The following is a 12,513-nucleotide window of genomic DNA, read 5'->3' as shown; positions in this document are numbered from 1 at the left end:
TATTAAGTTTAGACTCTACCTATTCAATTACAACAAGATTGGTATCAATGCCTTTTGACATATCTTTTCCAAACCACTTCATTGAAATTTCTGTTAATGTGCCATTGTCCTGTAATTTTTTAATGGCAGTATTTATTGTTTTTGTCATTTCAGTATCTTCTAAGCGTGCTGTAACACCAATGGGTTCATTGGTCAAAACATCTGAGCTTACAACATAAAGATCCGGATTTTGAGCCACATAATATTCAGCTACTGGCTTATCTGTAATAACATTATCGATTTGTTTGCCTTGAAGTGCAGCAAATGCATCTAGCATAGCATCAAATTTTTTGATTTCAACATTGACGCCATCCTGAGTCTTTAATTTTTCTGCTGCAGTATCAGCTGTTGTTTGGATCTGTGCGCCTAAAGTTTTTCCTTCAAGATCCTTAAAAGTCGTCGCAGGAGCTGCATCTTTTCTGGAAACAAGCACAATACCATTGGAAACATAGGGATCAGACATGCTGAATCCTTTTTGTCGGTCAGGAGTGATACTGGTGCTGGAAATAATAACATCAAATTGTTTTGCATTAAGACCATTAAATATACCATCCCAGGCCACTGTTTTGAATTCTGTTGTGACCCCTAATTCTTTAGCTAAAGCATTTGAAAAATCAATATCAAAACCAACTAATTCATTTTGGTCATTTCTAAATTCCATCGGAAGATAGGTATCATCCACACCAATACTCAGTACGCCATCTGCCAGAGAATCTTCTGCAGCCGTATTGTTTCCGGAAGAACAACCGGTCAGACCAAGTGCAAATACCATCATTACAGCCACCGATAAAACCAAAAGTTTTCTTTTCATAATTTTCTCCTTTTCTACTTCCTAATGTGAGATATTATATATTATTCTGTAACCATTAACAAGTTTTTTTGAAATGAAGGGATCAATTTTTATCAATATTAACATAAACCTAACTTTTGTGTATCAATATTTATGCCCTTGCCATTCGTTGAACGATTATCACATATTTATGAAAAAGTATGAAGGAAAATCCCGATGATATTTAATCCTCCCAGCCAGGCTCCAAGTGAACTGCCAATATTTGCAAAAACAACCACCATCAGTATTTTTGTCACCTTATTTCTCCAAAGCCCTTTGAGAGTTTTCAGATCTTTAGGTAATGATTCAAAGTCTTCAACTTTGGGTTTGCGCATATAAGACTCTGTCATTCCGGCAAACCATCCTGAGGCCAGCAAGGGATGCAGTGTCGTAATCGGTGCTGCAACAAAGGCTGTGAGCGCCGATAGAATATGTCCGCCTGCCAGCAAAGTTCCCAGGGCAGATAAAAGACCGGTCCAGAGTATCCAGGATTTTGCCTGTTCCCATCCGGAACCGGGGTTGACTATAAAAGTGGCGACCACTAATCCAACAATAATCACAGGAATCATCCAGCCTATAATTTTACCAACATTTGATTTTGAAGGGATCACTTCTAATTTTGCAATATCCTGATCTTTATAAAACTCTTCTTTTATCCCGGCTATGTGAGCCGCACCAACCACAGCGACGATTTTATTTCCTGGTGCATTTTTAATCTTATACGCCAGATACTGATCCCGCTCATCAACCAGATAGCGCTTAACCCCTTTAAATGCTGAACCCATTTCTGCTAATGCGGCGCTGAGCATATCTTCAGATTTGAGATTTTCTAAATCTTCTTCTGTGATCTCCTGATCATCAACCACACTGAGGACGATTGAAAAAAGCAGTTTTGTTTTTTCCCATAAGCTGCAACCTCTCCAAATGCGATTGAACGTAATCTGGATGCTGCGATCTGCCAGCACCAGCTCTGCTCCGTATTCCTTGGCACAGGCAATACCTTCCATCATTTCTTGTCCTGATTCAATACCAAACTGCTCTGCTAATTTTCTTTGATAGTTTGAAAGTAAAATATTTGCAAATAAAAAGCCTGCCCGCTTACTTTTTATTATTTTGAAAATGTCAGTATTGGACCATTTATCCTTTTGATTTATGGCCTCAAAGCGTTGGGCATCCAGTTCAATACCCACTGAATCCGGCTGCTCATTTTTTATGGTTTCCCTTACTTCTGCAACACTGTTTTTAGAAACGTGAGCCGTTCCAATGAGAATAATTTCTTTTCCGTTAACTTGAAGTCGGGTTATATTAGTAGATTCCAATGAACTTCCTTTCTGCTCTAATCCAAACTTAATAAAGGATTAAATCAATCAATGTTTTCGAATCAAGTCCATTTATATAATTTTCCAGTTCGATTCCTTCAAGCAAAGGAATTAAGGCCTTTTCATTTGGCTTTACGCCTACAAACAATGCCTCTAATTCCTTTACATCGCCGTTACCGAAATAATCTCCATAGAAATAAATCTCTTGAATTTTTCCTTTTTCAACCTGAAGAAGTATGGTAATGAGACCAAAATCACATTTGCGTTCTTTTCTTAAATTATAAGTGGGTGATCGGCCATAGTTCCATTCCCAGGTAGCATACTTATCGTCCTTAAGCGTTTCGATGGCCTTTAAATCATTCTCAGCGAGAAATATTTCCTGAATATTTTCATCCTTGAACATAAATTCCAACAACGCATTTTTAAAATCTGCTAAAGAATAGTCTTGATCCAGATAGTCTGAGATATTTGTCACCCGGCTTGTTACCGACTTAATTCCCTTTGATTCAAATTTATCTTTTTTTACTTTTAATGCACTTTGAATCGTTGATAGTTTTGAATTAAAGAGGATGGTTCCATGATGAAGGATTCTGCCTCTTTTTGCATACTGAGAATTTCCTGAAAACTTTTTACCGTCAATGGCAATATCGTTGCGACTGTTAAACTCGGCATTTACCCCAAGGGACTGAAGGGCATCCACCAGCGGACGTGTAAAAGACTTGAAATCAAAAGGTTCTTCCCCGTGATCATTAACAATAAAAGTAAAGTTAAGATTACCCATATCATGATAAACTGCGCCACCACCTGAAAGCCGGCGAACCACCTGAATATCATTGGCCTTTATATATTCCTGGTTCACTTCTTCAATGGTATTTTGGTGTTTTCCGACGATAACTGCATTGTTATTTTGCCACAATAAGAAATAGCTTTCATTTTTATCCATCTGGTTAAAGACATACTCTTCAAAAGCAAGATTTATTCTTGGGTCCGTTTCTTTCCAATTAATATATTTCATTTAAAATCCCACAGTTCTTTTTATGATTCTATCGGAGCCACTGAACCCCTGATGAGAACTTCATGAGGAACAAAGACATTTTTAATGGTTTGATCTTCCTTTTCGCACATTTTTATCAGCAACCGAGTGGCAATAGCGCCAATATCATACATGGGCTGTGCAACCGTGGTTATTTGAGGTCTTGTCCACTCGGCGATCCAAAAGTTATTAAACCCGCAAATAGAAATATCATCCGGAATTTTTTTCCCCTGTTCTTCAGCGTAACGAATGGCTCCCAGTGCAATTTGGTCATTGAAACAGAAAACGCAGGTGAAATCAACCCCGGAATTTATGGCTTCTTCCATCATATGATAGCCGCCGGAAAGGCTGAGTTTTGCTCTTAAAAATCGGGTGTCATCAAATTCAATGTTCCACTCTGCAAAAGCCCTGAGAAAACCTTTTTTTCTTTCCTGATAAATATAACCCGCCTCATATTCATCAAAGAAAATCAGAAATTTTTTATGTCCCATTTTTAAGATTTCTATTGCCAGTTCATAGGCTGCGACTTCATTATTAATCAACACGCCGCTAAGGAAACCGCTATTATCGGGAATGCATCCTAACACGACTTCACTGGGAGCATCGATCAATTCTTTTTGCATTTCATCGCTCAGGTCCTTGCCCACATAGATAATGCCATCACATTGCTTTTCGATCAAAACATTCAGTGCTTTTCTTTCCTTATCCGGATCAAAGTCAGTATTTGTTAAAATAATATTGTAATGGTAAATTCCGCAGACATCCTCTGCTCCCCGGACAATTTGGGTATAGTAAGGATTTGTGATATCCGGGATCATTATCCCAATGGTATTGGTTCTTTGAATTTTAAGACTTCTCGCAATAGCATTGGGTTTGTACCCGGTTCTTTTAATGGCTGCCAAAACCCGCTCTCGTGTTTCCTGATTGACCAAAGGAATATTGTTTACAACCCGTGAAACGGTTGCTACTGAAACATTGGCTTCTTTAGCAACATCAACAATTTTAACTTTCATTTTTCTACCTCTCGTATTTTATTTATTTAAAGAAAAATAACGCTTACGTGCATTTTTTAACTTCATTAATGGCTTGCAGTATCAGTGCTGGTGCTCGTCGGCATTTTTCTTCTGAAACAGCGCAGGGTGCAAAACGCAGGCCTTTACCCAAAGCAACAACAAAGGTATTTTTTTTCATCAGATTGTCACTGACTTCTTTTGGATGATCACAGGGAATACTGATAAAAAACCCATCGCAATAGGTTGCCAGCCCTAAATCAATCTTATCGGCTTCTTCGACAAATGCCGCAGCACGACGTTTAAGGATACCTTTGTAAAAGCTTTGTTCCGCCATGGCCTGGTTATAAAGTTCTTCATTGCTGAAGATTTTTGTGATGGTTTCCATGGCTCCTCGGGTGCCATTTGACCAACTGCCCCGATTTGAAAAGGTACAGGTATTGACAAACTCCTGGGCAATTTCTTCAGTCGGGGCCACGCAAATAATCGCACCATTTCTAAGTCCATACATGGTATAGCTTTTTGATGCACTAAAAGCAAATAAAGGCAGTACATTATGCGGCAATCCTGTCAGGAGCTTCATAAAGCCCCTTGCATCTTCCCCTTCGCCGGCGAAATCAATATAGGCTAAATCCACTAATAAAATGATTTTAGAATCCGGCTGGGCTAATGCTGTTTCGGTGATAAAAGCAATAATTGACTTCCACTCATCATCAGAAATAGTATAACCGGTGGGGTTGTGGGCAGGTGTATTTAATACGGTTAAAACTCTTTTTTGCTTTTCTAAAAGCTCCAGAATACCTTTTTTGTAGGCTTCGAGATTAAACGTTCCCTTTTCATTATACATTTGAAAGGTCTTGACGTTACGACGGTTTTCATGGGCAATGGTTCTGTATGGAGCCCAAAACCAATCGGTAAGAAGAATGGTATCCCCAAATTCTGTGTAATTATAAAACGCATGCCGTACTGCACCGGTACCACCTGGTGTTGCAATGGAACGGATAAAACCTTCCGGCTTGCATGACATAAAACATGCATCGATGATTTTTTCAAGAAAATCCGGCTGCCCTGCAAGTCCTGCATACCCGGCAATTAAATGATTTGGCAAAGCCTTCAGGGTATCATAAACTGCCTTAAAGGTTACCAGTTCACCATTATCATCCATCAGTGCTCCAATGGTTGAGTTAATCACAGTCTCTGCGCCACATTCCTTAGTTCTTTTTGCTGCCTCTCCGGCGATTCTGAAGATAGGGTCTGTTCCGCCCTCTCTTACTGACGATTCAATAACCATGAGTGCTTTTTTCATTTTCAACTCCTATTAATTCCATTTTTTATTTTCGAATTTTTTTCTTTCAGATTCATATAAATTATTTCCAAAGGTATCGATAACAACGATGGCCGGAAAATTTTCAACTTCTATTTTTCGTATGGCTTCTGTTCCCAGATCTTCATAGGCTAGAATTTCCACAGATTTTATACAACTTTGCAACAAAGCACCGGCTCCGCCAACACAGGCAAAATAAACACCATCCTGACTCATCATACTATTGATGACACGCTCGCTGCGATTACCTTTACCAATCATACCCCCAAGTCCGTTTTCCAAAAGCTCCGGCGTATAAATATCCATTCGTCCACCAGTGGTAGGGCCTGCGGATCCAATAATTTCACCAGGTTTTGCCGGACAGGGTCCCACATAATAGATTATTTGATTGGTAAAATCAACAGGAAGGGGAATCCCCTTTTCTAATCCTTCAATCATCCGTTTATGGGCAGCATCCCGAGCCGTATAAATGATTCCGGAAATTCGAACATGATCGCCTGCTTTAAGCTGCTTTCGATCTTTTTTACTCAAAGGAGTCTTTAAGTTAATCACTGACATTTTACAACTCCCTTTCTACATGGCGGTTAACATAACAGGAAATATTCACTGCCACAGGTAATCCTGCAATATGAGTTGGAAAAACCTCTACATTGACACCAAGCACGGTATTGATCCCACCTAAACCCATGGGGCCAATTCCCAGGGCATTACATGCCTGAAGCAGATATTTTTCTAAACTCTGAATATGATCTTTAGGGTGATAAGTTCCTAATGGCCGTGTCAAAGCTTCTTTTGCCAGTAGTGCCGCCTTTTCCATGGTACCTCCAACACCAACGCCGACCACAATCGGTGCACAGGCATTGGGGCTACCACGTTCCACAGTTTCCACAACGAATTTTTTCATGCCAGCCATGCCATCTGAGGGCTTCAGCATTTTAAGTGCACTGGTATTTTCGCTGCCAAAACCCTTAGGAAGCAATTTTATTTTCAGTTGATCACCGGTTACCACCTGATAATGAATCACTGCCGGTGTATTATCATTGGTGTTTTCTCTTATAAAAGGATCTGAAACAATTGATTTTCGAAGATATCCCTCTTTATATCCCTTGGCAACTCCGGCTTGTAAGGCATCTTCTATGCTGCCACCTTCAATGCTCAGGTCCTGTCCGAACGACACAAAGATAACCACCATTCCCGTATCCTGGCAAATTGGAATTCCTTTTTTTTCAGCCACTTCAAAATTTTCCAACATGTTTTGAAGAATTTCTTTTCCGTTAGCAGATTCTTCGGATGATTCTGCATTTCTCATTCCTCGCAGCATGTCTTCTGATAAATATGTATTGGCTTCGATACACATTTCCGCAACCGTATCGATGATTGTTTGAGTATGAATAGTTTTCACTGGTTCTCCTTATTTCTCATTTTCTTCCAAATCTCTGATCATCTTATTGCAAAGCCCTTCTTCAATGACTTTCACTTTATTCCTTCCAATTCTAATGGAATGGATAAATAGATGCCTCCAAAAAGAATAATAGAGCGGCAGGTGATAATTCGCCAGAGAATCATCGCGACTGCCGTATTTCCAACACCGTAAATGGGTCCGAAAATTAATAAAAATCCGGCTTCTGCTCCTCCGGATGCACCTGATGTTGGCACAAAGGGCACGGCAACATACAGAATAGCTGGAGGGAAATAATGTGTTAAGACATTGATTTCGTCTAAGCCCAATGAGTAATAAGTCCAATAATTAACTGAATATAAGACCAGTATTTGAACAATTGAAATTAAAAATAATTAAAATGTTTGCATCTTCTGACTTTTTAGCGCCTCAATGGCTATTCTGTATTCTCTTATAAAGCGATTAACTTTTTCGTATTATTTTTCAGGATTTTTTATAATATGAAGATTTAATAAAATCTTCATACAACCGATCATAATCGACTTTCCTGCCTATTCTCTTTTCATACAAGTGCTGGTATTATACCACATTGTTGTTGCAAAGTAATGCAATTTTCATAAATTTTCACACCTAAATAAGGCCTTGGAAGTTGTGCTGCCTCAGGGCTTCAAAAAGCACAATATTGACGGCATTGGAGAGATTAAGTGAACGGGCTCTTTTATGATTTCTCATCGGTATTCTAAACCGGTTTTCGGGATAAGCCTGATGAATTCCACTGGGAATTCCCGCTGTTTCTTTTCCAAACATGATGTAGCCATCTTCATCATAATCAATGGTATTGTAAAATTTTTTTGCCTTTGTTGTTAAAATATAGAGTTGAATGTCGTTGTTTTTCTCGATAAAATCTTCAAACGATTCGTAGATCTGCAAGTCCAGAAGATCCCAATAATCCAGGCCTGCTCGTTTTAAATGCTTTTCGTCCAGAGAAAAGCCCAGGGGCTTGATAAGATGTAATTTAGTTTCCGTCGTCGCACAGGTTCTGGCAATATTCCCGGTGTTTTGGGGTATTTCGGGTTGATATAGGACAATATTCATTATTAACCTTTCATTATTCGCACTTTTTTATTTCTGTTTTATTAATCGAAAAAAGCTCAATTACCCGATCGTTTCCATGAAATTTCAATGAAAATAATCGAGCATTTGAACTTTTTAGTCTTTATTAATCATTGGATAACTTTATAAAAGAGCATCACCTTTATGATTGTTTTTTTTTGACTCCTGTTTAATGATTGTTCGTGGTAAAAGAATGGAAAAGGTGCTGCCTTTATTTGGAATTGACTCAATTTTAATTCTTCCACCATGTTTTTTCACAATGAAATCAGCAATATTCAACCCCAAACCCACACCGCCGGTTTCTCGGTTTCTGGCATCATCAACCCGATAGAAGCGGCTGAATACTTTTGCTTTTTCCTCTTCTGTCAAGCCAATGCCGGTATCCTTAACTTCAATAACAAGGTTACGTTTCCCCTGGTTCAGACATAATTGAACCTTTCCTCCCTTTGGCGTATATTTTATGGCATTATCGACTAGAATTCGAACTGCCTGTTTTATTCTTTCTTCGTCCCCTCGGAACTGAACCCCGGGAAGAATGTTTTGGCTTAATTCGACGCCTTTTTCATTGGCTATTTCTGCCATAAGCTCAACAATAAGGTTGCAGATGTAAGATAAATCAAAAACATCTTTTTCTAACACTAACCGCCTGTTTTCAGCCTGTGCCAAAAGCAAAAGCTCAGAAATAAGTTTAGCCATGGTTTCACTTTCGCTGGCGATATTATTCAGCCATTTCATATTATCTTTAATTGGCTCATCTTCTTTTAATTTCAAAACCTCGATATTGGTTTGAATCACTGTAAGAGGTGTTCGAAGTTCATGAGAAGCATCAGCAATAAATTTCTTCTGATTATCAAATGTTTCCTTAATGGGTAAAAGCGATTTCCCTGCCAAAAAATAACTGATTGGAATAAGCACTAGAATTGAACCGACACCAATGAGCAGCAAAAATGAAATCATATAAGCAATAATGGATTCTTCAGTGGATACCTGTTGAAAAACCTGTAACACATAGTTAGTGTTATTTTTAGCATATTGCACGGTATACACCCGATAATTGAGATTATCGGAAAGAACCATGCCAAATTCAGAAGGTGGCTTTTCCTTATTGATTAATTCATATCCTAAAACGATTAAGTTCCGATCATCTACCTTCATGTTCTTTACCACATGATTGCTGTCCCACTGAATAAATTGATATCCAAATTTATCGTGGACCGAGTCAACAGAACCAATAGCGGGTATTTCTGAAGTACCATCATTTTGAATAATTTCCTTGGCAACATTGGTTAAATATATTTCTCCTGATAGATTAAGACTCCATTTTACAAGAAAACCGACCAGAAAAATAAATATAAACATAAAAATAATAAGGATAATGGTATTAAACATCGTGATTTTTCGTTTAATCTCTTTAAACATGGGACTTAATTCTCCAACCTATTTTTTTCCAAGTGTATAACCAACCCCTCGAATTGTATCAATTTTCACCTGAGTGTTAATGATTTTCTTTCGCAGGTTATGAACATAAATTTCAATATTATTTTCATTAACCTCTTTATCAAAACCCCAGACCCGATCTAAAATTTGTTCCCGGGTAAATACCTGATTTGGCCGTTTCAAAAGCATTTCTAAAATTTTCGCTTCTTTCACTGAAAGTTTGAATTCCTTTTCTGCGGTTTGGAGAATATTTTTTTTCGTATTAAAATTAACATCCTCAAATACAATGGTCTCACCTTTGATACCATGGTCCGGACGCCGGCCCAAGGCTCTGATGCGTGCAAAAAGTTCCTTAGCCGAAAAGGGTTTAATTAAATAATCATCTGCGCCTAAGTCTAAACCTTTAACTTTATCATCAATCGTTCCTTTAGCAGTCAGCATCAGTACCGGGGTATTGATTCCCTGCTCTCTGATTTGCTGGAGAATTTCAATTCCGCTTTTAATTGGCAGCATAATGTCTAAAACAATGACATCATAAATGGGGTTAAGGGCGAACAACAAGCCTTCTTCACCATCGTTTGCAATATCACAATCGATGTTTTGTATCTTACAGAGTTCCTGGAGTGCATCAGTGATTTTTTTTTCGTCTTCTACAAATAATATGCGCATAAGGCGACTCCTTCCATGTTTCAAATTTTAATTATATCTCTACAGAGTAATTATAATTCCTAAAACTTAAAGCTATATGAAATCTCTCATCTTAAGACTATTTAAAAACAGGAAACTGTGATATTATTTTATGAAATCAGGAGGTAGCGTAACATGAAAGAGATACTTATTGTTGAAGATGATAAAAAAATTTCCCGTATTCTTGAGCTCCAATTAAACCATGCCGGTTTCATTACATTTAAAGCCTTTACCGGTCGAGAAGCGATAGAAATGGTCAATCACACTCCCAATTTCGACCTGATTCTCCTTGACAGTATGCTTCCCGAGGCATCGGGAATTGAGGTTCTGAAATACATCAAATCCAAAAACCCAAAAATGCCGGTGGTTTTTCTCACGGCAAAGGATGATACCAAAGATATGGTTGCCGCATTTGAATTGGGTGCTGATGATTATGTAACAAAGCCCTTTAATTTTGATGAGCTTCTGGCGCGGATAAAAGCAAACATCCGAAAAAATGTCATCCAGCAATCCACAAATAGTATCATCTCCTTTATGGATATTGAAATAAACTTAGACAACTTTTCTGTAAAACGCCAGGGGAAATCGGTCGAACTCTCACGTACCGAATTTGATCTTCTTTATTTTCTTGTTCTTAATCATGACTTAGTCCAGTCCCGAGAACAAATTCTAAATAAGGTCTGGGGTTTTGATTATGAAGGTGGCGACAATATCGTTGATGTTTATATTAAATATCTCCGTGATAAAATTGATCGGGATTATGATGAAAAACGTATCCAAACCGTTCGAGGCCGTGGCTATGTGGTTCGATAAGCTAAATATTCCGGGACGGAAAAAACCGCTTAAGCTTTATCATCGCATTGTCTTGTTTTTTATTCTTGGCTTAACCGTTGTGCTAACCATTTCTTTTTTAATGGTTTTCTTTTTCTCACAACAAATTATTCTGAATGAAAACGAGTCCACGATGGTGCGCTTTAATGATTATGTGGTGAATACTATTGAAGAAAACAGGTCCCTGCTTTTGAGCTTACCTCATGAAGAACGCCTTAAAGTGATTTCCGATAAAATATATCCCTATGTAAAAGATAATTCCCTGATAACCTATCGTCTTTCTGATAATGGTGGGAATATTTACCAATCCTCAGAACTTCTCAATGATATCCTTGTGCCTGAAAATCAGGATAAATTCAATCAGGATTTTTTTGAATTCAGTTTTGAAAATGATGCTTCTAAAAATCAAAATATTACTGCCGATTCTTTTCGTTATAATCAGATTGAATATTATTACCTTGGCTCCTATTATGTCCTAGGCGATGGCGATATTATTTATATTCAGATCATTAAAAACTTAAATGATAGCTATGTGTTTATGACGACCCTCTTTATATTAATGATAGGTATGAGTGTTTTAAGCCTCTTTGCTATTATTCTCATCGGTATTTACGGAACCAAAGGCTCCTTAAAACCGCTGATTGAAATTTCTGAAACTGCGAAAAACATTACTGAGAATAATCTAAACACCCGAATTGAAGAAACGGGAAACAAAGACGAGTTGGATCAATTGATTATTTCATTGAACCAAATGATTGAAAAGCTGGAATCTGCCTTTGAAAACCAAAAGCGTTTTGTCTCTGATGCTTCCCATGAGTTACGTATTCCGCTAACGGTGATCCAGGGTTATACCCATATCCTGGCCGATTGGGGAAAAAAAGATCCTCAGCTTATGGACGAATCCATCGAAGCCATTATGGAAGAGATTCAGGGTATGCAAAAAATGGTAGAAGACCTTTTACTCATCACTCGAATCGAAAACAATTATTTTGACGAGGATTTTAAATGCCTGGATGTTTCTAAAATTTTAGAAAAAATTTATTATGAAGCTCCAATGATTGATCCCCATCATCAATACCTGATGGAATCCTGCGACAATGTTTTTGTCCGGGGAAACGAAGGCCTGCTGATTCAAGCCATTCGAGGCCTCATTGATAACAGCAGGAAGTACTCAACCGCCGAAAGCACCATCACCCTTAGCTGTCGTACTGTTGATCAGAATATGAATGTTATTTCCATTCGCGATACCGGCCCTGGAATTCCGTCTGCTGAACTGGAAAAAATTAAAGAACGATTTTACCGGATTAGCAGCGACCGCTCCCGAGAAACAGGTGGTTCCGGATTGGGGTTGTCCATTATCGACAGCATCATTAATATCCACCATGGCAAACTGCTCATTGAAAGCCAGCCCAATGAAGGAACGACTGTTTCAATCTTATTAAAAAAAGACCCAATTCATTAACAGAATTGGGCCTTTATTTGAAATATTCAA

Annotated in this window: 13 protein-coding genes; 2 read left to right on the top strand and 11 right to left on the bottom strand. The window is 38.2% G+C overall.

Annotated features, from left to right (window positions below):
• Positions 1-19: 19 nt before the first annotated feature.
• The 11 genes from VIK44_RS11555 to VIK44_RS11505 all read right to left on the bottom strand — a co-directional run bounded on the left by VIK44_RS11555 (position 20) and on the right by VIK44_RS11505 (position 10,172).
• Positions 20-850 carry an ABC transporter substrate-binding protein gene (locus VIK44_RS11555; RefSeq protein ID WP_331554045.1) on the bottom strand — a complete coding sequence of 277 codons (831 nt, stop codon included), beginning with the start codon at positions 848-850 and terminating at the stop codon, positions 20-22.
• A gap of 167 nt (positions 851-1,017) precedes the next feature.
• Positions 1,018-2,187 (bottom strand): TraB/GumN family protein, encoded by a 1,170-nt coding sequence (locus tag VIK44_RS11550; RefSeq protein WP_331554044.1) that lies wholly within the window; start codon positions 2,185-2,187, stop codon positions 1,018-1,020.
• Between the two features lie 28 nt (positions 2,188-2,215).
• Positions 2,216-3,202 carry a lipoate--protein ligase gene (locus VIK44_RS11545; protein WP_331554043.1) on the bottom strand — a complete coding sequence of 329 codons (987 nt, stop codon included), beginning with the start codon at positions 3,200-3,202 and terminating at the stop codon, positions 2,216-2,218.
• A 20-nt stretch (positions 3,203-3,222) separates the two neighbouring features.
• The gene (locus tag VIK44_RS11540) at positions 3,223-4,233 is read right to left on the bottom strand and encodes a LacI family DNA-binding transcriptional regulator (protein ID WP_331554042.1); all 1,011 of its coding nucleotides are present in this window, start codon (positions 4,231-4,233) and stop codon (positions 3,223-3,225) included.
• 43 nt (positions 4,234-4,276) lie between these two features.
• Positions 4,277-5,536 carry a pyridoxal phosphate-dependent aminotransferase gene (locus VIK44_RS11535; RefSeq protein ID WP_331554041.1) on the bottom strand — a complete coding sequence of 420 codons (1,260 nt, stop codon included), beginning with the start codon at positions 5,534-5,536 and terminating at the stop codon, positions 4,277-4,279.
• Positions 5,537-5,548: 12 nt separating this feature from the next.
• Positions 5,549-6,112: a Fe-S-containing hydro-lyase gene (locus VIK44_RS11530; RefSeq protein WP_331554040.1), complete on the bottom strand. Its 564-nt coding sequence runs from the start codon at positions 6,110-6,112 to the stop codon at positions 5,549-5,551.
• Between the two features lies 1 nt (position 6,113).
• Positions 6,114-6,956, bottom strand: coding sequence for a fumarate hydratase (locus VIK44_RS11525; protein WP_331554039.1), 843 nt, complete (start codon positions 6,954-6,956; stop codon positions 6,114-6,116).
• Positions 6,957-7,027: 71 nt separating this feature from the next.
• Positions 7,028-7,282, bottom strand: coding sequence for a hypothetical protein (locus VIK44_RS11520; protein WP_331554038.1), 255 nt, complete (start codon positions 7,280-7,282; stop codon positions 7,028-7,030).
• Between the two features lie 301 nt (positions 7,283-7,583).
• Positions 7,584-8,048 (bottom strand): tRNA (uridine(34)/cytosine(34)/5-carboxymethylaminomethyluridine(34)-2'-O)-methyltransferase TrmL, encoded by a 465-nt coding sequence (gene trmL, locus VIK44_RS11515; protein ID WP_331554037.1) that lies wholly within the window; start codon positions 8,046-8,048, stop codon positions 7,584-7,586.
• Between the two features lie 141 nt (positions 8,049-8,189).
• Positions 8,190-9,485: a sensor histidine kinase gene (locus VIK44_RS11510; protein ID WP_331554036.1), complete on the bottom strand. Its 1,296-nt coding sequence runs from the start codon at positions 9,483-9,485 to the stop codon at positions 8,190-8,192.
• Positions 9,486-9,503: 18 nt separating this feature from the next.
• Positions 9,504-10,172, bottom strand: coding sequence for a response regulator transcription factor (locus tag VIK44_RS11505; protein WP_331554035.1), 669 nt, complete (start codon positions 10,170-10,172; stop codon positions 9,504-9,506).
• A 153-nt stretch (positions 10,173-10,325) separates the two neighbouring features.
• Here VIK44_RS11505 and VIK44_RS11500 point away from each other — a divergent pair, with 153 nt between their 5' ends.
• Positions 10,326-11,003: a response regulator transcription factor gene (locus VIK44_RS11500; protein WP_331554034.1), complete on the top strand. Its 678-nt coding sequence runs from the start codon at positions 10,326-10,328 to the stop codon at positions 11,001-11,003.
• Positions 10,990-12,483, top strand: a complete 1,494-nt coding sequence (locus VIK44_RS11495) for a sensor histidine kinase (RefSeq protein WP_331554033.1) — start codon at positions 10,990-10,992, stop codon at positions 12,481-12,483. Before VIK44_RS11500 ends, VIK44_RS11495 begins: the two co-directional genes overlap by 14 nt.
• Positions 12,484-12,513 lie beyond the last annotated feature (30 nt).

Origin of the sequence: Acetobacterium sp., assembly GCF_036508315.1 — a bacterium.
Lineage (GTDB): Bacteria > Bacillota > Clostridia > Eubacteriales > Eubacteriaceae > Acetobacterium.
This window is presented reverse-complemented; position numbering and strand designations above follow the sequence as displayed.

Coding starts and splice junctions, on each gene's coding strand:
- VIK44_RS11545 (WP_331554043.1), bottom strand. CDS start 3,202: ATGAAATATATTAATTGGAAAGAAACGGACCCAAGAATAAATCTTGCT.
- trmL (WP_331554037.1), bottom strand. CDS start 8,048: ATGAATATTGTCCTATATCAACCCGAAATACCCCAAAACACCGGGAAT.
- VIK44_RS11540 (WP_331554042.1), bottom strand. CDS start 4,233: ATGAAAGTTAAAATTGTTGATGTTGCTAAAGAAGCCAATGTTTCAGTA.
- VIK44_RS11530 (WP_331554040.1), bottom strand. CDS start 6,112: ATGTCAGTGATTAACTTAAAGACTCCTTTGAGTAAAAAAGATCGAAAG.
- VIK44_RS11495 (WP_331554033.1), top strand. CDS start 10,990: ATGTGGTTCGATAAGCTAAATATTCCGGGACGGAAAAAACCGCTTAAG.
- VIK44_RS11510 (WP_331554036.1), bottom strand. CDS start 9,485: ATGTTTAAAGAGATTAAACGAAAAATCACGATGTTTAATACCATTATC.
- VIK44_RS11500 (WP_331554034.1), top strand. CDS start 10,326: ATGAAAGAGATACTTATTGTTGAAGATGATAAAAAAATTTCCCGTATT.
- VIK44_RS11505 (WP_331554035.1), bottom strand. CDS start 10,172: ATGCGCATATTATTTGTAGAAGACGAAAAAAAAATCACTGATGCACTC.
- VIK44_RS11535 (WP_331554041.1), bottom strand. CDS start 5,536: ATGAAAAAAGCACTCATGGTTATTGAATCGTCAGTAAGAGAGGGCGGA.
- VIK44_RS11555 (WP_331554045.1), bottom strand. CDS start 850: ATGAAAAGAAAACTTTTGGTTTTATCGGTGGCTGTAATGATGGTATTT.